Source organism: Kitasatospora sp. NPDC086801 (genome assembly GCF_044745805.1).
Classification (GTDB): domain Bacteria; phylum Actinomycetota; class Actinomycetes; order Streptomycetales; family Streptomycetaceae; genus Kitasatospora.
Map to the genome: position 1 here is coordinate 46,738 of NZ_JBIVAX010000029.1, position 26,685 is coordinate 73,422.

A 26,685-nucleotide genomic window follows, 5' to 3' on the forward strand; every position below is an offset into this window, starting at 1 on the left:
CGTCCCGCCACAAGCCGGACGGGGGTCCGGTCGGGGGAGTGGCATGGACAGGGAGAAACGAGCAAGGTGGCAACACCCAAGTCGCGCCCGCGCGACGGCTACCCAGGGCGGGCGCTGGCCCTCATCCTGGTCGTCACCGTCGGACTGGTCGCCCTCATGTTCGGGACGGGCCACACCAAGCCCCGGCTCGGAATCGACCTCGCCGGTGGCACCAGCATCACGCTGACCGCGAAGTCGACCGATCCCAAGGCGATCAACAAGTCCAACATGGACATCGCCACCGGGATCATCGAGCGCCGCGTCAACGGCATGGGTGTCTCCGAGGCGGAGGTGCAGACCCAGGGCGACAACACGATCATCGTGAACATCCCCAAGGGCGGCAACCAGCAGAACGCGGCGGACCAGGTGGGTACCACCGCCAAGCTGTTCTTCCGCCCGGTCCTCGCGGTGGCGCCCAGCGGCTTCACGCCGCCGGCGCCCACCGGCTCCCCCTCGGCCGGTGCCACCGGCACCCCGAGCACGACCCCGTCCGCCGGCTCCACCGCCTCGGCCGGCGCGAGCGCCACCGGTACGCCGAGCGCGCCCGGCACCAAGCAGGGCCGCCCGGCCGGTGAGGCGCTGGCCGCCGACGCCAGCCCGACCACCGCCGCCACGGGCGCGAGCACCGCCACCGGCACGCCGTCCGCACCGGCCACCCCGCCCAGCGCCGCGGACGTCAGCGCCGCGATGACCCAGGGCACCGTGCCGCCGGAGCTGTCCGCGGCCTTCGCCGCCCTGGACTGCTCCAAGCCGGAGGTCCGCGCGGCCCAGACCGGCGCCGAGGACAAGGCCGTCGTCGCCTGCTCGCAGAAGCCCGAGAACGGTTACTACGAGAAGCTCGCCCTCGGCCCCGTCGCCGTGAAGGGCGCGGACGTCTCCAAGGCCCAGCCGAGCCTCGACACCCAGACGGGTGCCGGCTGGCAGGTCCAGCTGCAGTTCAACGGCAACGGCACCGACGCCTTCGCCAAGGTCACCGGCCAGCTCGCCACCCAGACCCCGCCGAACAACCAGTTCGCGATCGTGCTGGACAACCAGGTCGTCTCGCACCCGCAGGTCAACGGCCCGATCCCCGGCGGCAGCGCCGTGATCACCGGCCGCTTCACCCAGGCCGAGGCGCAGGACCTGTCCAACGTGCTGAGCTACGGCGCCCTGCCGCTGGAATTCAGCAAGGGCGAGATCACCACCGTCTCCCCGGCGCTCGGCGGCGACCAGCTCATGGCCGGCCTGGTCGCCGGCGCGATCGGCATGCTGCTGGTGGTCCTCTACTCGCTGGTCTACTACCGCGGCCTCGGCCTGGTCTCGATCGCCGGTCTGCTCGTCTCGGCGGCCCTGACCTACTCGATCATGAGCCTGCTCGGCGCCGGGATCGGCTTCGCGCTGAACCTGCCGGCGGTCTGCGGTGCGATCGTCGCGATCGGCATCACCGCCGACTCCTTCATCGTCTACTTCGAGCGCATCCGCGACGAGGTCCGCGAGGGCGCCCCGCTGCGGCCGGCGGTCCAGCGGGCCTGGCCGCGCGCCCGGCGCACCATCCTGGTCTCGGACTTCGTGTCCTTCCTCTGTGCCGCCGTCCTCTACGTGGTCTCGGTCGGCAAGGTCCAGGGCTTCGCGTTCACCCTGGGGCTGACCACCGCGCTGGACGTCGTGGTGATCTTCCTCTTCACCAAGCCGGTGATCACGCTGCTGGCCCGGCGGAAGTTCTTCGCCGACGGTCACCCGTGGTCCGGCCTGGACCCGAAGCGGCTGGGCGCCCGCCCGCCGCTGCGCAGCAGCCGTCGCCGTAGCCCCTCCTCTGCCGCCGTGAAGGAGGCCTGACACCGTGTCACGCTTCTCCAATCTGGGACACCGGCTCTACCAGGGCGAGGTCAGCTTCGACTTCGTCGGGCGCCGCAAGCTCTGGTACTCCATCTCCGGCGTGATCGTGCTGATCGCGGCGATCGGTCTGGCGATGGGCCTGCACCTGGGCATCGAGTTCAAGGGCGGCTCGGTCTACACCGTGGCCAAGCCGGGCCTCACCGTCTCGCAGGCGCAGGAGACGGCCGACAAGATCGTCTCCTCGCACCCGCTGGTGCAGTCGACCGACAACGGCAAGATCCGCATCCAGGTCAGCACCGAGGAGCCGAAGAGCTCGGACGAGATCCGCGCTCAGCTCTCCGAGAAGCTGGCCGTGCCGCTGGACACCGTCGAGGCCCAGGTGATCGGCCCCAGCTGGGGCAAGCAGATCTCCTCGAAGGCCCTCACCGGCCTGATCATCTTCATGGTCCTGGTGACGGTCTACCTGGCGATCGCCTTCGAGTGGCGGATGGCGGTGGCCGCCCTGGTCGCCCTCATCCACGACCTCCTGATCACCATCGGCGTGTACGCCCTGGTGGGCTTCGAGGTCACCCCCGGTACGGTGATCGGCTTCCTGACCATCCTCGGGTACTCGCTCTACGACACGGTGGTCGTCTTCGACACCGTGAAGGAGAACACCAAGGACCTCACCAAGCAGAACAAGCTCACCTACAGCGAGGCGGCCAACGCGGGCCTCAACCAGACCCTGGTGCGTTCGCTCAACACCACCGTGGTCGCCCTGCTCCCGGTCGCCGCGCTGCTGTTCATCGGTGGCGGCCTCCTGGGCGCCGGCACGCTGAACGACATCTCGCTGGCGCTGTTCATCGGCCTCGCGGCCGGTGCCTACTCCTCGATCTGCGTCGCCACCCCGCTGCTGGCGCAGCTCAAGGAGGAGCAGCCCGAGATGAAGGCGCTGCGCAAGCGCGTCCTGCAGCACCGGGCCGCCGCGGCGGCCAAGGCGGCCGAGGGCGGGACGCCGGAGGGCGAGGAGATCGCGGACGAGGACCTGCCTGCGGGTATGGTCGGTCAGCGCGGTCGGGCGGCCGGCACCACGCGTGCCAAGGGCCGTCCGTCCACCAAGCGCTGAACCGACCCGACCGTAAGGACACGCCGTGACCACCGCCGACACCGCACTGGCCGAGCTGTTGAACAGCCGGATCCGGGACGTCCCGGACTACCCGAAGCCGGGTGTGCTGTTCAAGGACATCGCGCCGCTGCTGGCCGACGCCGAGGCCTTCGGCGCCCTCACCAGGGCGCTGGCGGACCGGGCGCGGGAGCTCGGGGCGACCAAGGTGGTGGGCCTGGAGGCGCGCGGCTTCGTGCTGGCGGCCCCGGCGGCCTTCGCGGCCGGGCTCGGCTTCGTGCCGATCCGCAAGCAGGGCAAGCTGCCCGGCGAGGTGTTCCGGCGTTCGTACGAGCTGGAGTACGGCTCGGCGACGCTGGAGGTGCAGTGCGACGCCTTCGCGCCCGGTGAGCGGGTGCTGGTGGTGGACGACGTGCTGGCCACCGGTGGCACCATCGGTGCCTCGCTGGACCTGGTGAAGGAGGCCGGCGCCGAGTTGGTGGGCGTCGTGGTGCTGATGGAGCTGGGCTTCCTGGACGGCCGGGAGCGGCTGGCCGGGCACCTGAACGGCGCCCCGCTGGAGACCCTGGTCACGGTCTGAGGGACCTGAGCGAAGGGCGGCGGTCGGATCATCCGACCGCCGCCCTTCCGTTTCCGCCCGGGCGGATGAACACCGGGGCGCCCGGCTCGGTACCATGAAGATTCACCCCCTCCCGGTTGCGCCCGACCGTACGGGCCGCGGCAGGGGTCGGCCCCGGTGCCCCGAGGAGAGTCCTTGCCCGACGAGGTTGTGCCCACGGCCGAAGCGGCCGCCCCCGACAGCCGTCCCACGCCCTCGGGGGCCACCCCGGCACGCCCGGCGCCGACCTCCTCGCGACCCACCGCCCCCACCGGCCGCGGCTCCTCCTCGGGCGGCATGCGCGCCCGCCTGGCCCGCCTCGGCGGCCAGCGCTCCAGCGTGCTCAACCCCGTGCTGGAACCGCTGTTCCGGTCGATCCGGGCGAACGACCCGAAGGCCGACCCGGCGCTGCTGCGCGACATCGAGCGGGCCTACGCCGTCGCCGAGAAGTGGCACCGCGGGCAGAAGCGCAAGAGCGGCGACCCGTACATCACCCACCCGCTGGCGGTGGCCACCATCCTGGCCGAGCTGGGGATGGACGCCGCGACCCTGATGGCCGGGCTGCTGCACGACACCGTCGAGGACACCGACTACGGCCTGGAGACCCTGCGCAAGGACTTCGGCGACTCGGTGGCGCTGCTGGTGGACGGCGTCACCAAGCTCGACCGGGTCAAGTTCGGCGAGGCCGCGCAGGCCGAGACCGTCCGCAAGATGGTCGTCGCGATGGCCAAGGACCCGAGGGTCCTGGTGATCAAGCTGGCCGACCGCCTGCACAACATGCGCACGATGCGCTACCTCAAGCGGGAGAAGCAGGAGAAGAAGGCCCGCGAGACGCTGGAGATCTACGCCCCGCTGGCGCACCGGCTGGGCATGAACACCATCAAGTGGGAGCTGGAGGACCTCGCCTTCGCGATCCTCTACCCCAAGATGTACGACGAGATCGTCCGGCTGGTCGCCGAGCGCGCCCCCAAGCGGGACGAGTACCTGGCGACCGTCATCGACCAGGTCCAGGGGGACCTGCGCGGCGCCCGGATCACCGCCTCCGTCACCGGTCGGCCGAAGCACTACTACTCGGTCTACCAGAAGATGATCGTCCGGGGCCGGGACTTCGCCGAGATCTACGACCTGGTGGGCATCCGGGTCCTGGTCGACACCGTCCGCGACTGCTACGCGGCGCTGGGCACCATCCACGCGCGGTGGAACCCGGTGCCGGGGCGGTTCAAGGACTACATCGCGATGCCCAAGTTCAACATGTACCAGTCGCTGCACACGACGGTGATCGGCCCCGGCGGCAAGCCCGTCGAACTCCAGATCCGCACCTTCGACATGCACCGCCGGGCCGAGTACGGCATCGCCGCGCACTGGAAGTACAAGCAGCGCGCGGTGGCCGGCGCGTCCAAGGTCCGCACCGACACCCCGACCCAGGTCCGCAAGGACGACAAGGCCGGCGCCGTCAACGAGATGGCCTGGCTGCGGCAGCTGCTGGACTGGCAGAAGGAGACCGCCGACCCGGGCGAGTTCCTGGAGTCGCTGCGCTTCGACCTGGCCAGCAACGAGGTCTTCGTCTTCACGCCCAAGGGCGACGTGATAGCCCTGCCGGCCGGTGCGACCCCGGTCGACTTCGCCTTCGCGGTGCACACCGAGGTGGGCTACCGGACGATAGGGGCCCGGGTCAACGGGCGGCTGGTGCCGCTGGAGTCGACGCTGGAGAACGGCGACGCCGTCGAGGTGTTCACCTCCAAGGCGGAGAACGCCGGCCCGTCCCGGGACTGGCTGGGCTTCGTCAAGTCGCCGCGCGCCCGCAACAAGATCCGCGCCTGGTTCTCCAAGGAGCGCCGCGAGGAGGCGATCGAGCACGGCAAGGAGGCGATCGTCCGGGCGATGCGCAAGCAGGGCCTGCCGATCCAGCGGATCCTGACCGGCGACTCGCTGGTCACCCTGGCCCACGAGATGCGCTACCCCGACATCTCCTCGCTCTACGCCGCGATCGGCGAGGGCCACGTCACCGCGCAGAACATCGTGCAGAAGCTGGTCCAGGCGCTCGGCGGCGAGGAGGGCGCCACCGAGGACCTCGCCGAGACGGCGACCCCGACGCACGACAACCGCCGGGCGGTGCGCCGCCGGGCCAAGGGCGACCCGGGCGTGATCGTCAAGGGCGTCGAGGACGTCTGGGTCAAGCTGTCCCGCTGCTGCACGCCGGTGCCGGGCGATCCGATCGTCGGCTTCGTGACCCGCGGCAACGGCGTCTCGGTGCACCGCGCCGACTGCGTCAACGTGGAGTCGCTGAGCCAGCAGCCCGAGCGGATGATCGACGTCGAGTGGGCCGCCACCCAGTCCTCGGTGTTCCTGGTGGCCATCCAGGTCGAGGCGCTGGACCGCTCCCGGCTGCTCTCGGACGTCACCCGGGTGCTCTCCGACCAGCACGTCAACATCCTGTCGGCGGCGGTGCAGACCTCCCGCGACCGGGTCGCGATGAGCCGCTTCACCTTCGAGATGGGCGACCCGAAGCACCTCGGCCACGTGCTCAAGGCCGTGCGCGGCGTCGAGGGCGTGTACGACGTCTACCGCGTCACCTCGGCCCGCAAGTAGCGCCCCGCGCGCGAGTAGCGCCCCGCGCACGAGAGAGGGCCCCGGGATCTCCCAGGGCCCTCTCTCGTGCGTTCGGCGGATCAGCCGCTGAACTCCTCCTGGCTCCGGTGCGCCTGCTCCAGCAGGGTTTGCACGCCGGCCAGCTCGTTCTCCAGCTTGGCGATCCGGCCGGCGTTCCCGGCGGCGCGGGCCTTGTTCAGGTCGGTCTGGATCTTGTCGGCCTTCGCCTGGAACAGGCCGACCATGCCGGCGGCGCGTGCCTTGGCCTCCGGGTTGGAGCGCTTCCACTCGCTGTCCTCGGCCTCGCGGATGGCCCGCTCGACCGCGTTCAGCCGGCCGTCCAGCTTCGGACGGGCGTCGCGCGGCACGTGCCCGATCGCCTCCCAGCGCTCGTTGACCTCGCGCAGCGCCGCCTTGGCGGCCTTCAGGTCGGTGATCGGCAGGATCGCCTCGGCCTCGACGGCCAGCGCCTCCTTGAGCTTCTGGTTGGCCACCTGCTCGGCGTCGCGCTCGCTGAACACCGCGGAACGGGCCTGGAAGAAGACGTCCTGCGCGCCGCGGAACCGCGCCCACAGCTCGTCCTCGACGTCCCGCTGGGCCCGGCCGGCGGACTTCCAGCGCGCCATCAGGTCCCGGTAGGCGGCCGCGGTGTCGCCCCACTCGGTGGACGAGGACAGCGCCTCGGCCTCGGCGACCAGCTCCTCCTTGGTCTGCCGCGCCTGCTCGCGCTCGGCGTCCAGGGTCGCGAAGTGCGCCTTGCGGTGCTTGGAGAAGACCGAGCGGGCGTGCGAGAAGCGGTGCCACAGCTCGTCGTCGCTCTTGCGGTCCAGCCGGGGCAGGCCCTTCCAGATGTCCACCAGGGCGCGCAGCCGGTCCCCGGCCTCCCGCCACTGGGTGGACTCGGCGAGCTGCTCGGCCTCGGAGACCAGTGCCTCCTTGGCGGTGCGGGTCTCGTCCTGGGCCTTGGCACGGGCGGCCTTGCGCTCCTCGCGCCGGCTCTCGATCTCGCCGGCGAGCGTGTCCAGCCGCTTGGCCAGGGCGTCCAGGTCACCGACCGCGTGCCCCTCGGTCACCTGGGCGCGCAGGTGGTCCAGCGCGGCCTGGGCGTCCTTGGCGGCCAGGTCGGTGGTGCGCACCCGCTTCTCCAGCAGGCCGATCTCCACCTCGATGCCCTGGTACTTGCGCTCGAAGTAGGCGAGGGCCTCCTCGGGCGAGCCGGCCTGCCAGGAACCCACGACGCGTTCGCCGTCGGTCGTCCTGACGTAGACCGTGCCCTGCTCGTCGACACGGCCCCACGGGTCGCTGCTCATAGCGCGTCCTCCACATGACGTCGCGCCCGCGCCGGGGCGGCGCGCGTCCGTCGTCCACAGTTGATGTGCGGCGGACCGATGAGTCCGCCGTCCCCGTCCGCCGTGACTTGCTGCCGAGGGTGACGGCCAGGCGGGTGCGGGCACCCTAATACAACGCCAACATAGGCGACCAGCCCCGGTGCTGTCCGCATCCGGGCCGGGCGATTTCGGGCCGGGGCCGCGCCGAGGCGCTTCGGGCGCCTCGTGCGGGGCGGCCCCGGGAGGTGTCAACTCTTCGTCGTGGTCACTGAGTTGAAGGTGACGTCGGCCATCGGGTGGCCGTCCGGGGCGCCTTCCAGGGTGCCTGCGGCGGCGATCTTCTGCACCGCGTCCAGGCCCCCGGTGATCTTGCCGAAGGGGGTGTAGTTCGGGGGCAGCTGGGTGTCCTTGTAGACCAGGAAGAACTGGCTCCCGTTCGTGCCGGGGCCGGAGTTGGCCATCGCCACGGTGCCCGCCGGGTAGGTCGCGCCGGTCAGGTTCTCGTCCGCGAACTTGTAGCCGGGGCCGCCGGTGCCGCCCGGGACGGTCGCGCTGGCGGTCGGGTCGCCGCACTGGAGCACGAAGATGCCGTCGGTGGTGAGGCGGTGGCACTTGGTGTGGTCGAAGTACTTCTCACCGGCCAGGAAGACGAAGGAGTTCACCGTGTGCGGGGCCTTGGCCGCGTCGAGCGCGAGCGTCACCTTGCCGCAGTTGGTGTCCAGCGTCGCGGTGTACGAGCCGCCCGCGTCGATCGCCATGGCCGGCTCGGCCTGCCACTGCTTGCCGTTCGGCGCGCCCGGCGCCGGATCGGCGCAGCCCTCGACCGGCTTGCGGGTCGGGGCGGTCGGCTCGCCGGTCTGGGACGGCGCGGCCTGGGGGGAGGAGGCGGCCGAGGCCGACTTGTCCTTGTCCGAGCTGAACGCCCCGGTGCCGACCAGCGCACCGCCGCCGGCCAGCACCACGACGGCGAGCGCGGCGCCCAGGATCGTGTTGCGGCGCCTGCGTGCGGCCCGCACGGCGACCCGCCGCTCCATCTGGCGCTCGTACTTCTCGCGGGCGAGCTGCCGCCGCCGCTGTTCGCTGCTGACCACCGGCCGTGTCTCCTACGGATGTGCTGGGAAAGTGGATGGGTACCGAAGCGGATCATCGCATCCATCGGCGGCCAAGTGTAGGGACCGGGCCTGTAAGAACGCGGTGAACCTGTCAGCGCGAACCGCGCCCGCCACCCCTATCTGGTTCGCAACCGGACCCGCACCGCCGGTAGGCTGCCTTTACCTCACTGGTGAGCTGCACGGCTGGTGGCTGCATCCGACCCGGCAGCCGTGACCGTAGCCGCCACTGCCGACCGCATCACGAAGGACGCGCGTGTTCATCGCCGGATTCCCCGCTGGAGCCTGGGGCACCAACTGCTACCTGGTCGCCCCGGCGGCGGGCGAGGAGTGCGTCATCGTCGATCCCGGCCACCAGGCGGCGCGCGGCGTCGAGGAGATGGTCCGCGAGCACGGGCTCAAGCCCGTCGCCGTGCTGCTCACGCACGGCCACATCGACCACGTGGCCTCGGTGGTCCCGGTCTGCGGCGCCCGCGGCGTCCCGGCCTGGATCCACCCCGAGGACCGGTACATGATGTCCGACCCGGAGAAGGCCCTCGGCCGCGCCCTGGGCACCCAGCTGATGGGCGAACTCACCGTCGGCGAGCCCGACGACGTGCGCGAGCTCACCGACGGCGCCGTGCTGGAGCTCGCCGGCCTGCAGCTCACCGTGGACCACGCCCCGGGCCATACCGGGGGGTCGGTGACCTTCCGGACGCCCGGTGCCGAGGACCTCCCCCCGGTGCTGTTCTCGGGCGACCTGCTGTTCGCCGGCTCCATCGGGCGTACCGACCTCCCGGGCGGGGACAGCGAGGCGATCCTGCGGTCGCTGGCCCGGGTGTGCCTGCCCCTCGACGACACCACCGTGGTCCTCTCCGGCCACGGCGGACAGACCACCATCGGCCACGAGCGCGCCACCAACCCCTACCTCCGACAGGCAGCAGGGGCGGCCGGCGCCCAGGCTTTCCCGCGACGAGGAATGTGACGGAAGAGAAGTTGAGCACCTTCACCGCCCCCAAGGGCACCTACGACCTGCTGCCCCCCAGCTCCGCGACCTTCCTGGCGATCCGCGAGCGCATCGCCGCGCCCGCCCGCCGGGCCGGCTACGGCTACGTCGAGACCCCGGTCTTCGAGGACGTGAAGCTCTTCTCCCGCGGCGTCGGCGAGTCCACCGACATCGTCAGCAAGGAGATGTACAACCTCACCACCCGCGGCGGCGACGAGCTCGCGCTGCGCCCGGAGGGCACCGCCTCGGTGCTGCGGGCCGCCCTCCAGGCCAACCTGCACAAGCAGGGCAACCTGCCGGTCAAGCTCTGGTACTCCGGCTCGTACTACCGCTACGAGCGCGCCCAGAAGGGCCGCTACCGCCAGTTCTCCCAGGTCGGCGCCGAGGCGATCGGGGCCGAGGACCCGGCCCTGGACGCCGAGCTGATCATCCTCGCCGACGACGCCTTCCGCTCGCTGGGCGTGCGTGACTACTCGCTGCTGCTCAACAGCCTCGGCGACAAGCAGTGCCGCCCGGTCTACCGCGCCGCCCTGGTCGAGTTCCTCGCCGGCCTGGACCTGGACGAGGAGACCCGCCGCCGCGCCGAGATCAACCCGCTGCGCGTCCTGGACGACAAGCGCGAGTCGGTGCAGGCCCAGCTGGTCGACGCGCCCAAGCTCCGCGACTACCTGTGCGAGGAGTGCAAGGCGTACGACGAGAAGGTCCGCGAGCTGCTCACCGCGAACGGCGTGGCCTTCGTCGACGACCCGAAGCTGGTCCGCGGCCTGGACTACTACACCCGCACCACCTTCGAGTTCGTGCACAACGGCCTCGGCGCCCAGTCCGCGATCGGCGGCGGCGGCCGCTACGACGGCCTGTCCGAGATGATCGGCGGCCCGGCGCTGCCGTCCGTCGGCTGGGCCCTCGGCGTGGACCGCACCTTCCTGGCGATGGAGGCCGAGGGCATCGTCCTCGACCTGCCCGCCGCGACCTCCGTGTACGCCGTCGCGCTCGGCGAGGAGGCCAAGAACGTCCTGTTCGCCAAGGTGGTCGAGCTGCGCCGGGCCGGCGTCGCCACCGACCTCGCCTTCGGCGTCAAGAGCATCAAGAACGCCATGAAGTCCGCCGACCGGTCCGGCGCCCGCTTCGCCCTCGTGGCCGGGGACCGGGACCTCGCCGACGGCGTCGTCCAGCTCAAGGACCTGACCACCGGCGAGCAGAACCCCGTCGCCCTCGACGCACTCGTCACCACCCTGAAGGAGAAGCAGCTGTGATCCGCACGCACGACGCGGGCACGCTCCGCCCGGAGCACGCAGGCACCACCGTCACCCTGGCCGGCTGGGTCGCCCGCCGCCGCGACCACGGCGGTGTCGCCTTCATTGATCTGCGCGACGCCTCCGGCACCGTGCAGATCGTGGTCCGCGACCTGGACTCGGTGCACGGCCTGCGGGCCGAGTACTGCGTCAAGGTCGTCGGCGACGTCCGGGTGCGCCCCGATGGCAACGAGAACCCGGACATCCCGACCGGCGCGGTCGAGGTCGTCGTCAGCGCCATCGAGGTCCTCTCCGAGGCCGCCCCGCTGCCCTTCCCGGTCGCCGAGTACGAGCCGGGCACGGTCAACGAGGAGGTCCGGCTGCGCTACCGCTACCTGGACCTGCGCCGCGAGGGCCCGGCCAAGGGCCTGCGGCTGCGTTCCAAGGTCAACAACATCATCCGCCGGGTGATGGAGGAGAACGACTACCTCGACATCGAGACGCCGTACCTCACCCGCTCCACCCCCGAGGGCGCCCGCGACTTCCTCGTCCCGGTCCGCCTCCAGCCCGGCCACTGGTACGCGCTGCCGCAGTCGCCCCAGCTGTTCAAGCAGCTGCTGATGGTGGCCGGCATGGAGCGCTACTACCAGATCGCCCGCTGCTTCCGCGACGAGGACTTCCGCGCCGACCGGCAGCCGGAGTTCACCCAGCTCGACATCGAGGCCTCGTTCGTCGACCAGGAGGACATCCTGGCCCTCGGCGAGAAGATCGTCGGCTCGATCTGGCGCGAGGTGCACGGCTACGAGCTCCCCAACCCGCTGCCCCGGATGACCTACGCGGACGCCATGGCCCGCTACGGCTCCGACAAGCCGGATGTCCGCTTCGGACAGGAACTCACCGACCTCACCGAGTACTTCAAGGGCACCGGGTTCCGCGTCTTCCAGGCCCCGTACGTCGGCGCCGTGGTCATGCCCGGCGGCGCCTCGCAGCCCCGCAAGGCGCTCGACGCCTGGCAGGACTGGGCCAAGGCGCGCGGCGCCCGCGGCCTGGCCTACGTCGTCATCGACGCCGAGACCGGCGAGCTGCGCGGCCCGGTCGCCAAGAACCTGTCCGAGGAGCACCTGGCCGGCCTGGCCGCCGCCGCGGGCGCCAAGAACGGCGACGCGATCTTCTTCGCGGCCGGCAAGCAGCGCCCCTCGCAGGAGCTGCTGGGCGCCGCCCGCCTGGAGATCGGCCGCCGCTGCGAGCTGATCGACGCGTCGCAGTGGGCCTTCCTCTGGGTCGTCGACTTCCCGATGTTCGAGCCGATCGAGGACGACAAGGGCGAGTTCCAGGGCTGGCACGCGGTGCACCACCCGTTCACCGCCCCGACCGCCGAGTCCCTGGCCACCTTCGACACCGACCCGGGCTCGGCCCTGTCCAACGCCTACGACCTGGTCCTCAACGGCTCGGAGCTGGGCGGCGGTTCGATCCGTATCCACCAGCGCGACGTGCAGAAGCGGGCGTTCGACGCGATCGGCCTCTCCGAGGAGGAGGCGGCCTCGCAGTTCGGTTTCCTGCTGGACGCCTTCAACTACGGCCCGCCGCCGCACGGTGGCGTCGCCTTCGGCCTCGACCGCATCGTCACCCTGCTCGGCGGGTACGACACCATCCGGGACGTCATCGCCTTCCCGAAGACGTCCACCGGCGGTGACCCGCTGACCGGCGCCCCGACCCCGATCACCCCGGCCCAGCGCCGGGAGGCCGGCGTCGACGCCAAGCCGAAGCTGCGCGAGGACGCCGCCAAGTCCGACGCCTGACACCGGATCCGCTAACCTGCAACGGCCCCGGACGGTCCACCCACCGTCCGGGGCCGGTCCACAACGACGTGCGACACAGGGAGGGTTGACTCATGCAGGTGATCACGAGAGTCGAATGTCCGGATGACGCCCCGGCGACCAGACGCGTCCACATGGCCGCGTTCCCCGGACCGGACGAGGCGGACCTGGTGGACGCGCTGCGCCGCGATCCGGCCTGGCTGCCCGGGCTGTCGCTGGTCGCGGTCGACGAGGCCGGGTTGGTGGTCGGGCACGCGCTGCTGACCCGGCTGCGGGTCGGCGAGGACGGTGCGGGACTCGCGCTCGCGCCGGTCGCCGTCGCGCCCGAGTGGCAGCGCAAGGGCGTCGGCGAACTCGTCGTCCGGGCCGCGCTGTCGGCGGCCGAGCAGGCGGGGGAGAAGCTCGTGGTCGTCCTCGGCGACCCGGAGTACTACGGGCGGTTCGGCTTCAGCGCGGCCGGGCGGCACGAGATCAGCGGGCCGTTCGAGGTGCCGGACGCCTACTTCCAGGCGCTGCCGCTGCCCGCGTACGACGGCGGTCCGCGCGGGCTCTGCTGCTACCCCGAGCCCTTCGTGGCGGTCTAGGCCCTCAGGCTCACGCCGATTCCGTTCCCACTCCGGAATCCGTTCCCGGCTCCGTTCCCACCCGAGGCCCTGTTCCCACCCGGGACTCCGTTCCTACCCGGGACTCCGTTCCCACCTGACCGAAGGGGACCGTGACCCGGCAGCTGCGCACGAACGCGGCCATCGCCGGCGTGAGTTCGCGGTCCTTCGGCCAGTACAGCCCGACCTGGCTCGGGCTGAGCCCCCGCACCGGCCGGTACGCGACGTCATCCCGTAAGGCCAGCCGGCTCATCGTCTCCGGTGCGAAGCCGACGCCCTGACCGCACACCACCGCGGCCAGCCACTCGTCGGTGTTGTGCGCCACCGCGCCGATCCGCACCGGACGCCCGCCCCGCTCCCGGGCCGCCAGCCAGTACTCGCGCCAGTGCCCGGCCTCGTGCGGTATCGCCACGAACGGCTCGTCCAGCAGGTCCTCGACGGACAGCTCGGCCCGGGCCGCCAGCCGGTGCCCGGCCGGCAGTGCCACGACCCGCGCCTCCTCGCCGAGCACGGCGGCGTTGTAGTGCTCGACCAGCCACGCCGGGCCGTGCCAGAGCGTCAGGTCGATCTCGCCGCTGGCCAGACCCGAGGTCGGGTCGAACCAGTTGTTCTGCCGCAGCTCCACCTGCCAGCCGGGCATCCGCCGGGCGAAGTCGGCGACGGTGCTGCGGGTCATCAGGTTGATGATGCCGCCCTCGAACCCCACCCTCAGCACCGAGCCCTGCGCGGCGGCGGCCGCCCGGGTGGCGCGCAGCGCGTCCTCCCAGCCGGCCAGCATCGCCCCGGCGTACTCCGCCAGTGCCAGCCCGGCCGGGGTGGGCGCCATGCCGCGCCGCGAGCGCTCGAACAGCTCGACCCCGAGCAGCGTCTCCAGCTGGCGGATCTGCTTGGTGAGCGTCGGCTGCGAGACGAACAGCCGGGCCGCGGCGGCGGTCAGCTGCCCCTCCTCGCAGACCGCGGCGAAGCTGCGCAGCAGGCGGGTGTCGACATCCATGCCCCAAGGTTATGGAACCGGATATTGGACCCGGTTGGCAGGTGTGGGCCAAGGTTGATCGTTCGGCGTTCGCGCCGACCGAACGGGGGAGCGCGGCAGCGGCGGTTCAGGGGGCCGCCGCTGCCGCTCACCCGTCCCCCGACCTGCGGGGGCGGCGTCCAGTGCCTACGGTGAGTGCTCATCAGCAGCAGCCGGACGGAGGACCCCAGGTGGCCAAGGAGCAGCGGACCGCGAAGCGGGAGCGACTGGCGAGGAAGCCGTACGAGCGGGAACTGCTGCGGCTCCAGCAGGAGCTGGTGAAGCTCCAGGAGTGGGTGCGGGTCGAGGGCGCCCGGCTGGTGGTGGTCTTCGAGGGACGCGACGCCGCGGGCAAGGGCGGCGCGATCAAGCGGGTGACGGAGTACCTGAACCCGCGCATCGCCCGGATCGCGGCGCTGCCGACCCCGACCGAGCGGCAGAAGACCCAGTGGTACTTCCAGCGGTACGTCGAGCAACTGCCGGCCGCCGGGGAGATCGTGCTGTTCGACCGCAGCTGGTACAACCGGGCCGGCGTCGAGCGGGTCATGGGCTTCTGCACGGACGAGGAGTACTGGCAGTTCCTGCACCAGTGCCCGACCTTCGAGCGGATGCTGATCGAGGCGGGCATCCTGCTGCGCAAGTACTGGTTCTCGGTGAGCGACACCGAACAGGAACGGCGCTTCCGGGACCGGCTGGAGGACCCGATGAAGCGCTGGAAGCTCTCCCCGATGGACATCGAGTCGATCACCCGCTGGGAGGACTACTCGCGGGCCAAGGACGAGATGTTCGTCTACACCGACACCCCGGACTCGCCCTGGCACGTGGTGGAGAGCGACGACAAGCGGCGGGCCCGGATCAACATGATCGCCCACCTGCTCTCCAGCGTGCCGTACCGCGAGATCACCGCCCCGCAGATCGACCTGCCGCCCCGCCCGGCCCCGCGCGGCTACCAGCGGCCCCCGCGCGACCTGCAGAAGTACGTCCCGGACCACGCGGCCCACCTCGACTAGGGCCTGCTCCGGCGGGTGTGTCGGCGGCCTCGCATAGGCTTCCGGTGTGGACGAACCGGACCTCTTCACCGCCGCCGCCGAGGAACGCCAGAGCAGGGAGCCCGGCCGGGCGCCGCTGGCCGTACGGATGCGCCCGCGCACCCTGGACGAGGTGGCCGGGCAGCGCCAGCTGCTGAAGCCCGGGTCGCCGCTGCGGCGGCTGGTCTCGGGCTCGCGCGGGCCGGCGGCGACCAGCTCGGTGATCCTCTGGGGCCCGCCCGGCACCGGCAAGACCACCCTCGCGCACGTGATCAGCCAGGCCGTGGAGGGCCGTTTCGTCGAGCTGTCCGCGATCACCGCCGGGGTCAAGGAGGTCCGGGCGGTGATCGACGGTGCCCGGCGGGCGGTCGGCATGTCCGGCCGGGAGACGGTGCTGTTCCTGGACGAGATCCACCGATTCTCCAAGGCCCAGCAGGACTCGCTGCTGCCGGCCGTGGAGAACCGCTGGGTCACCCTGATCGCGGCGACCACCGAGAACCCGTACTTCTCGGTGATCTCCCCGCTGCTGTCCCGCTCGCTGCTGCTCACCCTGGAGTCGCTGACCGACGAGGACGTCCGCGCCCTGCTGCGCCGCGCGGTGGCCGACGAGCGCGGCCTGGGGGGCGCGCTGGAACTGACCGCGGAGGCCGAGGACCACCTGGTGCGCCTGGCCGGCGGCGACGCCCGGCGGGCGCTCACGACGCTGGAGGCGGCGGCCGGGGCGGCGCTGGAGAAGGGCGAGGCGAGCATCACGCTGGCCACCACGGAGACGGCCGTCAACCAGGCGGCGGTGCGCTACGACAAGGACGGCGACCAGCACTACGACGTGGCGAGCGCGCTGATCAAGTCGATCCGGGGCAGCGACGTGGACGCCACCCTGCACTACCTGGCCCGGATGATCGAGGCGGGGGAGGACCCGCGGTTCATCGCCCGCCGGCTGATGATCTCGGCCAGCGAGGACATCGGCCTGGCCGACCCGACGGCGCTCCAGACGGCGGTCGCGGCGGCCCAGGCGGTGGCCCTGATCGGCTTCCCGGAGGCGCGGATCATCCTCTCCCAGGCGGCGATCGCGCTGGCCCTGGCGCCCAAGTCCAACGCGGCCTACCTGGCGATCGACGCGGCGCTGGCGGACGTCCGGCAGGGGCTCGCGGGCGCGGTGCCGCCGCACCTGCGGGACGCGCACTACGGCGGCGCGGGCAAGCTCGGCCACGGCCAGGGCTACCAGTACCCGCACGACCTGCCGGAGGGCATCGCGGCCCAGCAGTACGCGCCGGACGCGGTGCACGGCAAGGACTACTACCAGCCGACCCGGCGCGGCGGCGAGGCCCGCTACGCGGACACCGTGGAGTGGACGCGGGGGCGGCTCAGGGGCGAGTGACGGCCGTACCCGGGTGCGTGTGCCCGGTGTCGGTGCCTGTGCCGGGTGCCTGTGCGGGGGCGGACACCCGCGGGCGAGCGGGCGATCAGCTGCCGGTATACTCGATCGGAGTGCCATGTCCCCGGGACGGCGGCGGGGGAGACCCAGCCGACCGGCCGCACCAGCGGGGCACCGGCCGTAGGCCTCCTCCAAGGGGCCCGCACCAGGAGCGTCGCGCACCGTTTTCGGTGTCGCGGGTGGCCCAGGTTCTGGGTGATCCGTGTGACAAGCACTTTCGTGCCCGGCTCCGGAGAGCGGCTGATCCCGTCGCACAGACGACGGGGTTTTCTCCGGGTCGCGACGTGCGACCTCCGTCAACACCTGGTGAAGCCGTATTCATAAGCAAGGAAGGTTTGGTTCATGGCGAACCAGAAGCGTCCCAAGGTCAAGATCGCGCGTGCGCTCGGCGTGCCGCTGACCCCGAAGTCCGTCAAGTACTTCGAGGCCCGCCCGTACCCGCCCGGCCAGCACGGCCGTGGTCGCAAGCAGAACTCGGACTACAAGGTCCGTCTGCTCGAGAAGCAGCGTCTGCGCGCCCAGTACGACCTGAGCGAGAAGCAGATGGCGCGCGCGTTCGACCGCGCGAAGAAGGCCGAGGGCAAGACCGGTGAGGCGCTCGTCGCCGAGCTGGAGACCCGTCTGGACTCGCTGGTGCTGCGTTCGGGCATTGCCCGCACCATCTACCAGGCCCGCCAGATGGTCGTCCACGGCCACATCGAGGTCAACGGTGGCAAGGTCAACAAGCCGTCGTACCAGATGAAGCCGGGCTTCGTGGTGACCGTCCGCGAGCGCAGCAAGGAGAAGGTCCCGTTCCAGGTCGCCCGTGAGGGTGGCTACGCGGGTGAGGGCCAGACCCCGAAGTACCTCGAGGTCAACCTGAAGGCCCTGGCCTTCCGCCTGGACCGTGCGCCGCAGCGCAAGGAGGTCCCGGTGATCTGTGACGAGCAGCTGGTCGTCGAGTACTACTCGCGCTGACCCGCGGCGGTTCCGCATCCGCGGTACCTCAGCGAGCCCCCGTCGCCTTTCGAGGCGGCGGGGGCTCGCCCCTTTTCCGGCCGGACCCGCCCGGTCAGCCGATGTCGCCGGTCATCGCGGCGGCCAGCCGCAGGTGCGGGCGGGCCTCCTCGGCGCGGCCCTGCCGCTCCAGGGTGCGGCCGAGCATCAGCCGGGCGTAGTCCTCGGCCGGGTCGATGTCCAGGATCCGGTGCAACTCGGCCTCGGCGCGCCCGAGTTGGGCGGAGTGGTAGTAGCTGCGGGCCAGCAGCAGCCGGACGGAGAGGTTGGCCGGCTCCTCGGCCAGCACGCCCTCCAGCATGCGGGCGGCGTCGGCGTACGCCTTGGACTCGAAGTAGAACGTCGCGCGGCGGTACTCGTCGGCGGCGGTGTTCACGGCCACGGGGTGCTCCTTCCGGGTGGTTCCTTGCCTCCTCAAGCAATCGGCAAGTTTCAACTATTCCGGGCCGGTGCGGGCGCCGGCGCGGGCGGCACCGAGCAGGGCCCGGAGCCGGGCTCCGGGCCGTCCGTCGACCCGCCGCCGCCCAGCGCCCGGGAGACCGCGGCGTCCAGGTCGAGCCGGGCCCCGGCCTCGTAGCAGTCCTCGTACTCCCGCGCGGTCAGCCCCGCCCGGGCCCGCTCCGCGCACTCCTGGTGCGGGCCGAAGAAGGACCGCGAGCCCAGGAAGGGCATCCCGATTGTGCGCCAGATCCGGTGCGCGGCGCCCTGCAGCACCCGGGCCTCGCCCAGGTCGCCCGGCGCGCCCGGGCCGCCCGGCTCGGTCGCCAGCAGCGCCAGCAGGTCGATCGCCAGCACGGTGCCCAGCGGGTCGTGGAACAGGTGGTTCAGCCGGAGGCTCTCCCGGGCCAGGGCGCGGGCCGGCCGGACGGCACCGTCCAGCCAGTGCGAGTACGCCATCGCGTACAGCACGTACGCGTACGCCCACTGCTCGCCGTGTTCCTCGCACAGCTCGCGGGCCTGGCCGAACCAGAGCTCGCCGCTCTCCAGGTCCCCCTGGAACAGGTAGGCGAGGCCCAGCTCGAACATGGCCATCACGACGTTGCTGTTGAGCTCGCCGATGGTCCGGTAGTGCCAGAGCGCCTCCTCGAACAGCTCGGCGGCGCGGTCCGGTTCGTCGCCGATCAGGGCCGCGCAGCCCTGCCGGTGGACGGCGTAGGCGAGCGCCCGGTCGTCGCCGGTGTCCAGGGCCTGGCGGCGGCACTCCTCCAGTGCCGGGCGGGCCGTCTCCAGGTCGCCCTGGAGGGTGGCCATGTAGCCGGTCACCCAGAGGGCCTTGGCACGGGCCTCGGTCGGCTCGCGGTCCAGCGCGAGCGCGCGGTCCAGCCAGTGCCGGCCCTCGCCGAGGTGGCCGCAGCCGATCCAGTAGAACCACAGCGTGCCCGCCAGCAGCAGGGCGATCTGCTCCTCGCCGGGCTCGGCGAGGCAGAACTCCAGCGCCGCGCGGAGGTTGGTGTGGGCGAGTTCGGTGCGCTCGGCGGTCTCCGCCTGCCGGGGCCCGAACCACTCGACCTCGCCCCAGGTGGCCACGCCCAGGTACCAGTCGCGGTGGCGGCGCAGCAGCCGCTGCTCCTCGCCGGTGGCCCGCAGCCACTGGCCGCCGTACTCGCGCAGGGTGTCCAGCAGCCGGAAGCGGACGCCGAAGGCGCTGTCCTCGCGCAGCACCACGGACTTGCCGACCAGTTCGTCGAGCGGGTCGAGCACGTCCTCGGCCTCCAGGCCGTCGCCCGCGCAGACGTACTCGGCGGCCTCCAGGTCGAAACTGCCGGCGAAGACCGACAGGCGGGCCCAGAGTAAACGTTCCTGCGCGGTGCAGAGCTCATGGCTCCAACCGACCGTGGTGCGCAGCGCCCGGTGCCGTGGCAGGGCCGTCCGGGAACCGCCGGTGAGCAGCCGGAACCGGTCGTCCAGCCGGGCGGTGATCTGCTCCACCGACAGTGCGCGCAGCCGCCCGGCCGCCAGCTCCACCGCCAGCGGGATGCCGTCCAGACGGCGGCAGAGCATGCTCACCGCCTCGGCGTTGGCCTCGGTCACCGCGAAGGACGGCAGCACGGCCCGGGCCCGCTCGGCGAACAGCCGCACCGCGTCCGGCAGCCCGCCCGGCCCCGGCGGACTCCCCGGCGGCGGGCCGACCGGCAGCGGGGCCAGGGTGAGCAGGTGCTCGCCCGAGGCCCGCAGCGCGGCGCGGCTGGTGGTCAGCACCCGCAGCCCGGGCAGCGCCCGCAGCAGCGCGTCCGCCAGGTCGGCGCAGGCCTGCACCAGGTGCTCGCAGCCGTCCAGCACCAGCAGCAGGCGCCGGCCGGACAGTCGCTCGGTCAGCACGTCCAGCGGCGGGCGGGCGGTGCCGTCGGTCAGCCGCAGCGCCTCCAGCACCGCGTGGCCGAGCAGCAGTGGGTCCTGCACCGGGGCCACCTCCACCAGCCAGGTGCCGTCCGGGAACGCGCCGGTCGCCCGGGCCGCGGCGCGCAGCGCCAGCCGGCTCTTGCCGACCCCGCCCGGCCCGGTCACCGTCACCAGCCGGGCGCCGGCCAGCAGGCCCGCCAGCTCGGCCAGTTCCCGCTGCCGCCCGACGAATCCCGTCACCTCGGCCGGCAGCCGGCCGGACCCCGGCTCGCGCGGCCACGCCGGGGGCTCCCCGGGCTGTGCTGTCCAGTCGCCGGCCAAGCGGTGCTCCCCGTGTCCCCGGCCCGGACCGTCGCGGCCCGGACGTTCGTCGGGCCGTACGGGCGACGGCCCGCCTGGCAGAACGAGGTGACCGGCCGGTAGGTTACGCGCGCGGATCGCACATCCGACCGGATCGGCCGACGCCCGATTTCGGGCGGGAGTCCGAAGCCGGGCCCCGGGCCCGGCGATAACCCGGTCCGGAAACCGGGCGTGGGCGCGATAGGGTTCCGTTTGGAGAACAGCAAGGCGAGGGAGCGCGCAAAGGTGTCCGTGGGAGAGCTGGCCGGGTTGCTCGTCGCCGTGTTCTGGGCGGTCCTGGTCACCCTGCTCGCCGTGGTGCTGGTCCGCCTCTCGCGCGTGCTGAAGGAGGCCACCGTCCTGGTCTCCGCCGTCACCGAGCAGGCCGTCCCGTTGCTGAGCGACGCGGGCGCCGCCGTGCGCAGCGCCAACCAGCAGCTGGAGCGGGTGGACGAGATCACCGCCAACGTGCAGGACGCCGCCGCCAACGCCAACGCGCTCTCCTCCACCGTCGCCGCCACCCTGGGCGGGCCGCTGGTGAAGGTCGCGGCCTTCAGCTACGGCGTCCGCAAGGCCGTCTCCAAGCAGCAGGGCGGCCAGCCGTCCGTGCCGTCGCAGAGCGGCGAGCGCGAGGAGCTGGCCCGGTTGATCCGGGCCGAGGTGCGCGCCGCGACCGCGCCCAGGAACGGCCTGCTCTCCCGGGTCCGGCGCGCGGTGAGGAGCTGACGGCATGGTGCGACGCGTCTTCTGGATGGCGGTCGGCGCCGGTGCCACCGTCTGGGCCATGAACAAGGCCAACGAGGCCGTGCACCGGCTCACCCCGGACAGCCTCTCCGGCACCGCCACCCGCGGGGCGCTGCACCTGGGCGACCTGGCCAAGCAGTTCGCCCAGGACGTGCGGGCCGGCATGGCCGAGCGCGAGGAGCAGCTGAAGGACGACCTCGGACTGCACGGCACCGCCGTCGTCGAGCCCCGGGGCACCCGCCGGGTCCTGCGCGGCGAGCCGCAGTACCGAGCTATCTCGGCGGCGCCCGGTAGCCCGGCCGCCGCCCTGCCCCCGTCCAGCCCCCGCTCGGTGTCCCACGGGGCCCGCACCACCACCCAAGCCACTGAAGAAACGCCCCGCCGCGCCCTGCCGCAGCGGGGCGGCACCCCGAACCGGAAGGACCAATAATGGAGTCGGCTGAGATCCGCCGCCGCTGGCTGCGCTTCTTCGAGGAGCGCGGCCACACCGTCGTTCCGTCGGCGTCCCTGGTCGCCGACGACCCCACCCTGCTGCTGGTCAACGCCGGCATGGTGCCGTTCAAGCCCTACTTCCTGGGCGAGGTCAAGCCGCAGTTCTCGCGCGCCACCAGCGTCCAGAAGTGCGTGCGCACCCTGGACATCGAGGAGGTCGGGAAGACCACCCGGCACGGCTCCTTCTTCCAGATGTGCGGCAACTTCTCCTTCGGCGACTACTTCAAGGAAGGCGCCATCAAGTTCGCGTGGGAGCTGCTCACCAGCTCCGTCGCGGACGGCGGCTACGGCCTGGAGAAGGAGAAGCTCTGGATCACCGTCTACCAGGACGACGACGAGGCCGAGCTGATCTGGCGTGACGTCATCGGCGTCCCGTCCGAGCGCATCCAGCGCCTCGGCATGAAGGACAACTTCTGGTCGATGGGCGTCCCCGGCCCCTGCGGCCCGTGCTCGGAGATCAACTACGACCGCGGCCCCGCGTACGGCGAGGAGGGCGGCCCGGCCGTCAACGGCGAGCGCTACCTGGAGATCTGGAACCTGGTCTTCATGCAGTACGAGCGCGGCCACGGCGACGGCAAGGACGGCTTCGAGATCCTCGGCGACCTGCCGAGCAAGAACATCGACACCGGCCTCGGCCTGGAGCGCCTCGCCGCCATCCTCCAGGGCGTCGACAACCTCTTCGAGATCGACACCAGCCGGATGATCCTCGACCGCGCCGCCGAGCTCACCGGCCACACCTACGGCGCCGACCACAAGTCGGACGTCTCGCTGCGCGTGGTCACCGACCACATCCGCACCGCGCTGATGCTGATCGGCGACGGCGTCACCCCCGGCAACGAGGGCCGCGGCTACGTGCTGCGCCGCATCCTGCGCCGCGCCATCCGCAACATGCGCCTGCTGGGCGCCACCGGCGTGGTGGCCAAGGACCTCACCGACATCGCCATCAAGGCGATGGCTCCGCAGTACCCGGAGCTGGAGAGCGACCGCAAGCGCATCGAGACGGTCGTCGTCGGCGAGGAGGCGGCCTTCCTGCAGACCCTCAAGGCCGGCACCAGCCTGCTGGACGCCGCGGTCACCGAGACCAAGCAGGCCGGCGGCGCGGTCCTCTCCGGGGACCAGGCCTTCAAGCTGCACGACACCTACGGCTTCCCGATCGACCTCACCCTGGAGATGGCCGAGGAGCAGGGCCTCCAGGTGGACGAGGCCGGCTTCCGCCGTCTGATGCAGGAGCAGCGCAACCGCGCCAAGGCGGACGCCAAGGCCAAGAAGATGGGCCACGCCGACGTCGCCGCGTACCGCGAGGTCGCCGACAAGTCCGGCGCGAGCGTCTTCACCGGCTACAACCTCACCGAGGGCGAGGCCAGCGTCGTCGGCCTGCTGGTGGACGGCGTTCCGGCGCCGGCCGCCTCCGAGGGCGACGAGGTCGAGATCATCCTCGACCGCACCCCGTTCTACGCCGAGGGCGGCGGCCAGCTCGCCGACCACGGCCGGATCCGGCTGGAGTCCGGCGCGGTGGTGGAGATCCGCGACGTGCAGCAGCCCGTGCCGGGCGTCATCGTGCACTCCGGTGGGGTGCTGTTCGGCGAGGTCGTGCTCGGCGCCTCGGCGTACGCCACGATCGACACCGAGCGCCGCCGGGCGATCGCCCGCGCCCACTCGGCCACCCACCTGACCCACCAGGCGCTGCGCGACGCGCTCGGCCCGACGGCCGCCCAGGCCGGCTCCGAGAACGCCCCCGGCCGCTTCCGCTTCGACTTCGGCTCGCCCGCCGCCGTCCCGGGCAGCGTGCTGGTCGACGTCGAGCAGAAGATCAACGACGTGCTGGGTCGCGAACTCGACGTCACCGCCGAGGTCATGACGATGGATCAGGCCCGCAAGGCCGGCGCCATCGCGATGTTCGGCGAGAAGTACGGCGACGAGGTCCGGGTCGTCACCATCGGTGACTTCTCCAAGGAGCTGTGCGGTGGCACGCACGTCGGCAACACCGCCCAGCTGGGCCTGGTGAAGCTGCTCGGCGAGTCCTCGATCGGCTCCGGCGTGCGCCGCGTCGAGGCGCTGGTCGGCGTCGACGCGTACAAGTTCCTGGCCCGCGAGCACACCGTGGTCTCCCAGCTGACCGAGCTGGTCAAGGGGCGCCCGGAGGAGCTGCCGGAGAAGATCTCGGGCATGCTCGCCAAGCTCAAGGACGCCGAGAAGGAGATCGAGCGCTTCCGCGCCGAGAAGGTGCTGGCGGCCGCGGCGGGTCTGGCCGACTCGGCCGAGGACGTGCACGGCATCTCGGTGGTCGCCGCGCAGGTCGCCGACGGCGTGGGCGCGGACGAGCTGCGCAAGCTGGTGCTGGACGTGCGCGGCCGCCTCGGCTCGCGCCCGGCCGTGGTCGCCGCGTTCACCGTGGCGGGCGACCGCCCGCTGACCGTGATCGCCACCAACGAGGACGCCCGTGGCCGCGGCATCAAGGCCGGCGAGCTGGTCCGGGTCGCCGCCAAGACCCTCGGCGGCGGCGGTGGCGGCAAGGACGATGTCGCCCAGGGCGGCGGCTCCAACGCGGCCGCGATCGGCGAGGCCGTCGCCGCGGTGCGCGGCCTGGTCGCGGAGCGCGCCAGCTGATGGTCGAGGAGCCTCAGGTGGAACGGCCCTTCCGGCGGGGGCGGCGGATCGCCGTCGACGTCGGTGACGCCCGGATCGGGGTCGCGTCCTGCGACCCCGACGGGGTGCTCGCCACGCCGGTGGAGACCGTCCCGGCCGGGGTGAAGTCGCAGGCCAGGATCGCCGCCATCGTCGACGAGTACGACGCGGTGGAGGTGATCGTCGGGCTGCCCCGCTCGCTGAGCGGCAAGGAGGGCCCGGCGGCGGAGAAGGTCCGCGCCTACGCGACGCGGCTGGCCAACCGGCTCTACCCGGTGCCGGTCCGGCTGGTCGACGAGCGGATGTCGACCGTCACCGCCACCCACGGGCTGCGCGCCTCGGGCGTCAAGGCGAAGAAGGGCCGCTCGGTGGTCGACCAGGCCGCCGCGGTGGTGATCCTGCAGACCGCCCTTGAGTCCGAACGGGTGAGCGGAAACCCGCCTGGTGAGAGCGTCGAGGCGGTCGGCTGACCGGCCTGATCTAACGTCCCGTTGAGGGGTCCGTGCGGACGCGTCCGCACGGACCCCTTTCGAACGTTTCGGCACTGCCGAGGGGACGCGGGTCATGACCGACCAGGACTTCCACCCGGGGCTCACGCCCGGGCACCTGGGTGCGCCGGTGCTGGAGCCGGAGGGTCGGCCCCCGGGCGCGCCCCGCCTGCGCCCCGATGCACCGGATCCGCACCGACGGCGTAACGGACTGGCCTGCGCGCTCACCGCGCTCGCTCTGGTCGCGGTGTTCGGCGGGGCGGGCCTCGCCGGGTACACCTGGTTCCAGGGGCAGCGCCAACCCCCGGCCGCCGTCGACTACGCGGGGCAGGGCACCGGCAGCGTCCAGGTCTCGGTGCCGGAGGGCGCGGGCCTGTCCCAGATCGCGTCCGCCCTGGTCCGCAACGGGGTGGTGGCCAGCTCGGTCGCCTTCACCCGGGCGGCCAAGGGCAGCGCCGCGGCCGCCGGGCGGATCCAGCCCGGCACGTACACCCTGAAGCAGCGGATGTCGGCGGCGGCCGCGCTGGCCGTGCTGGTCGACCCGGCCAACGCCAACGGTCTGACCATCCCCGAAGGCTGGCGCGGCTACCAGATCTACGTGGCGATCGACCGCAAGCTGGGCCTGCCGGAGGGCACCACCCAGCGCACCGCCCAGGAGCAGGGCGCCGAACTGGGCCTGCCGGACTTCGCCAAGGGCAGCCCCGAGGGCTACCTCTTCCCCGCGACGTACAGCGTCACCGACGGGACCACCGCGATCGACCTGCTGAAACAGATGGTGGAGCGGGCCGGCAAGGAGTTCAGCCGGGACGACGCGAACGTCGTCGCGCAGAACCTCGGGCAGAGCCTGTACGGCCTGGTCACCGTGGCCAGCATGGTCCAGGGCGAGGCCGACAACACCGAGGACATGGGCAAGGTGGCGCGGGTCATCTACAACCGGCTGGCCAAGGGCATGCCGCTGCAGCTCGACTCCACGATCAACTACGCGCTCGGCCGGTCGACCCTGAACACCACGGTGACCGACACCAGGCTGGACTCCCCGTACAACACCTACCTGCACCCGGGGCTGCCGCCCACGCCGATCTCCAACCCGGGGCGGCAGGCGATCATGGCGGCGCTGGACCCGGCGCAGGGGGACTGGCTCTACTTCGTCACCGTGAAACCGGGCGACACCCGCTTCACCGACAGCTTCGACGTGCAGCAGCGCAACGTCGCCGAGTTCAACGCCTACCGGGCGGCGAAGCCGAGCGGCTCGGCCTCGCCGTCGGTCTCGGTCGGCGCGTCGGCCCCCGCCTCCGGGCCGGCGGCGTCGGCGCCCGGGGGAGCGCCGGCGGGTGAGGTCGGACACTGACGGTACGTCCGCCCTGCCGGGGGCACGTTTGCGGTACGGTAACGTCTCCTCCCAGGCGCTGCGCTAGCACGCCGGTTCGAGAATCAGCCGGGACCGCGTCCCGGACGGCCGGTCCGATCCTCCGGCCGTCTTCGTCGGTTAAGGGGATCAATGACCGATCTGGGTCGGGGCTACGGCCCCCAGGGCTCTGAGCCGTGGCACCCCGGGGACCCTGGGTACGGCGGCCAGCAGCCGGTCCCCGGCCAGCAGGACGGCCAGTGGCAGCAGTATCCCCAGCAGCAGGGCGAGCCGGTCCAGCAGCCGTACGGAGACGTGCAGCAGCAGGGGTACCCGCAGCAGCAGATGCCCCAGATGCAGCAGATGCCGCAGCAGGGGTACCCGCAGGGGTATCAGCAGCAGGGGTTCCCGGGCGGACAGCAGCAGTATCCGCAGCAGCAGATGCCCCAGCAGATGGCGCAGCAGCAGGGCTACCCGCAGCAGCAGGGGCAGATGCCGCAGCAGGGGTATCCGCAGCAACAGCAACAGCAACAGCAACAGCAGCAGATGGCGCCGCAGGGGTACCAGCAGCAGATGCCCCAGCAGGGGTATCAGCAGCAGGGGTTCCCGGGCGGTCAGCAGCAAC

At 72.1% G+C, this 26,685-nt stretch carries 22 protein-coding genes; 16 read left to right on the forward strand and 6 right to left on the reverse strand.

Features of this window, described 5'->3' with window-relative positions:
• Positions 1-66 precede the first annotated feature (66 nt).
• The 4 genes from secD (at position 67) to ACIPLC_RS26235 (ending at position 6,143) form a co-directional block, all read left to right on the forward strand.
• On the forward strand, positions 67-1,854 hold the full coding sequence (gene secD, locus ACIPLC_RS26220; protein ID WP_400475464.1) for a protein translocase subunit SecD: 1,788 nt from the start codon (positions 67-69) through the stop codon (positions 1,852-1,854).
• 4 nt (positions 1,855-1,858) lie between these two features.
• Entirely contained in the window at positions 1,859-2,959 is a 1,101-nt protein-coding gene (gene secF / locus ACIPLC_RS26225) for a protein translocase subunit SecF (protein WP_400475465.1), read from the forward strand.
• A 25-nt stretch (positions 2,960-2,984) separates the two neighbouring features.
• Positions 2,985-3,536: an adenine phosphoribosyltransferase gene (locus tag ACIPLC_RS26230; protein WP_063346803.1), complete on the forward strand. Its 552-nt coding sequence runs from the start codon at positions 2,985-2,987 to the stop codon at positions 3,534-3,536.
• Positions 3,537-3,710: 174 nt separating this feature from the next.
• Positions 3,711-6,143 (forward strand): RelA/SpoT family protein, encoded by a 2,433-nt coding sequence (locus ACIPLC_RS26235; RefSeq protein ID WP_400475466.1) that lies wholly within the window; start codon positions 3,711-3,713, stop codon positions 6,141-6,143.
• Positions 6,144-6,223: 80 nt separating this feature from the next.
• Here ACIPLC_RS26235 and ACIPLC_RS26240 read toward each other — a convergent pair whose 3' ends face one another.
• Together ACIPLC_RS26240 and ACIPLC_RS26245 are read right to left on the reverse strand one after the other, a co-directional pair.
• Positions 6,224-7,453: a DUF349 domain-containing protein gene (locus ACIPLC_RS26240; protein ID WP_400475467.1), complete on the reverse strand. Its 1,230-nt coding sequence runs from the start codon at positions 7,451-7,453 to the stop codon at positions 6,224-6,226.
• Positions 7,454-7,719: 266 nt separating this feature from the next.
• Entirely contained in the window at positions 7,720-8,562 is an 843-nt protein-coding gene (locus ACIPLC_RS26245) for a peptidylprolyl isomerase (RefSeq protein WP_400475468.1), read from the reverse strand.
• Positions 8,563-8,836: 274 nt separating this feature from the next.
• On the opposite strand from ACIPLC_RS26245, the gene ACIPLC_RS26250 reads away from it, so the two are divergent.
• From ACIPLC_RS26250 to ACIPLC_RS26265, 4 genes are all read left to right on the forward strand, one after another.
• The gene (locus ACIPLC_RS26250; RefSeq protein WP_400475469.1) at positions 8,837-9,544 is read left to right on the forward strand and encodes an MBL fold metallo-hydrolase; all 708 of its coding nucleotides are present in this window, start codon (positions 8,837-8,839) and stop codon (positions 9,542-9,544) included.
• A gap of 11 nt (positions 9,545-9,555) precedes the next feature.
• Entirely contained in the window at positions 9,556-10,818 is a 1,263-nt protein-coding gene (gene hisS, locus ACIPLC_RS26255; protein ID WP_400475470.1) for a histidine--tRNA ligase, read from the forward strand.
• Positions 10,815-12,596, forward strand: a complete 1,782-nt coding sequence (gene aspS, locus ACIPLC_RS26260) for an aspartate--tRNA ligase (protein WP_400475471.1) — start codon at positions 10,815-10,817, stop codon at positions 12,594-12,596. The genes hisS and aspS overlap by 4 nt, the downstream gene beginning before the upstream one ends.
• A 92-nt stretch (positions 12,597-12,688) precedes the next feature.
• Positions 12,689-13,198 (forward strand): GNAT family N-acetyltransferase, encoded by a 510-nt coding sequence (locus ACIPLC_RS26265; RefSeq protein ID WP_400475472.1) that lies wholly within the window; start codon positions 12,689-12,691, stop codon positions 13,196-13,198.
• 10 nt (positions 13,199-13,208) lie between these two features.
• Here ACIPLC_RS26265 and ACIPLC_RS26270 read toward each other — a convergent pair whose 3' ends face one another.
• Positions 13,209-14,210, reverse strand: coding sequence for a LysR family transcriptional regulator (locus tag ACIPLC_RS26270; RefSeq protein WP_400475473.1), 1,002 nt, complete (start codon positions 14,208-14,210; stop codon positions 13,209-13,211).
• A gap of 209 nt (positions 14,211-14,419) precedes the next feature.
• Between ACIPLC_RS26270 and ppk2 the strand changes: the two genes are divergently transcribed.
• The 3 genes from ppk2 to rpsD all read left to right on the forward strand — a co-directional run bounded on the left by ppk2 (position 14,420) and on the right by rpsD (position 17,648).
• Positions 14,420-15,238 carry a polyphosphate kinase 2 gene (gene ppk2 / locus ACIPLC_RS26275; protein WP_400475512.1) on the forward strand — a complete coding sequence of 273 codons (819 nt, stop codon included), beginning with the start codon at positions 14,420-14,422 and terminating at the stop codon, positions 15,236-15,238.
• A gap of 46 nt (positions 15,239-15,284) precedes the next feature.
• Positions 15,285-16,634, forward strand: a complete 1,350-nt coding sequence (locus ACIPLC_RS26280; protein WP_400475474.1) for a replication-associated recombination protein A — start codon at positions 15,285-15,287, stop codon at positions 16,632-16,634.
• A 399-nt stretch (positions 16,635-17,033) separates the two neighbouring features.
• Complete coding sequence (gene rpsD / locus ACIPLC_RS26285) at positions 17,034-17,648, forward strand: 30S ribosomal protein S4 (protein ID WP_063346792.1); 615 nt, start codon at positions 17,034-17,036, stop codon at positions 17,646-17,648.
• A 94-nt stretch (positions 17,649-17,742) separates the two neighbouring features.
• Here the strand turns inward: rpsD and ACIPLC_RS26290 are convergent, their stop codons facing one another.
• Complete coding sequence (locus tag ACIPLC_RS26290) at positions 17,743-18,069, reverse strand: tetratricopeptide repeat protein (protein ID WP_400475475.1); 327 nt, start codon at positions 18,067-18,069, stop codon at positions 17,743-17,745.
• Positions 18,070-18,119: 50 nt separating this feature from the next.
• Complete coding sequence (locus tag ACIPLC_RS26295; protein WP_400475476.1) at positions 18,120-20,348, reverse strand: ATP-binding protein; 2,229 nt, start codon at positions 20,346-20,348, stop codon at positions 18,120-18,122.
• Between the two features lie 264 nt (positions 20,349-20,612).
• Between ACIPLC_RS26295 and ACIPLC_RS26300 the strand changes: the two genes are divergently transcribed.
• From ACIPLC_RS26300 to mltG, 5 genes are all read left to right on the forward strand, one after another.
• Positions 20,613-21,092: a DUF948 domain-containing protein gene (locus tag ACIPLC_RS26300; protein WP_400475477.1), complete on the forward strand. Its 480-nt coding sequence runs from the start codon at positions 20,613-20,615 to the stop codon at positions 21,090-21,092.
• Positions 21,093-21,096: 4 nt separating this feature from the next.
• Positions 21,097-21,540, forward strand: coding sequence for a DUF6167 family protein (locus tag ACIPLC_RS26305; RefSeq protein WP_400475478.1), 444 nt, complete (start codon positions 21,097-21,099; stop codon positions 21,538-21,540).
• Positions 21,540-24,209 carry an alanine--tRNA ligase gene (gene alaS, locus ACIPLC_RS26310; RefSeq protein WP_400475479.1) on the forward strand — a complete coding sequence of 890 codons (2,670 nt, stop codon included), beginning with the start codon at positions 21,540-21,542 and terminating at the stop codon, positions 24,207-24,209. The genes ACIPLC_RS26305 and alaS overlap by 1 nt, the downstream gene beginning before the upstream one ends.
• A gap of 17 nt (positions 24,210-24,226) precedes the next feature.
• Positions 24,227-24,697 (forward strand): Holliday junction resolvase RuvX, encoded by a 471-nt coding sequence (ruvX, locus tag ACIPLC_RS26315; RefSeq protein ID WP_400475480.1) that lies wholly within the window; start codon positions 24,227-24,229, stop codon positions 24,695-24,697.
• A 94-nt stretch (positions 24,698-24,791) separates the two neighbouring features.
• On the forward strand, positions 24,792-26,063 hold the full coding sequence (gene mltG / locus ACIPLC_RS26320) for an endolytic transglycosylase MltG (protein WP_400475481.1): 1,272 nt from the start codon (positions 24,792-24,794) through the stop codon (positions 26,061-26,063).
• Between the two features lie 147 nt (positions 26,064-26,210).
• Here mltG and ACIPLC_RS26325 read toward each other — a convergent pair whose 3' ends face one another.
• A complete protein-coding gene (locus tag ACIPLC_RS26325) occupies positions 26,211-26,684 on the reverse strand; it encodes a hypothetical protein (RefSeq protein WP_400475482.1) in 474 nt (157 codons plus the stop codon).
• Position 26,685: the final 1 nt, after the last annotated feature.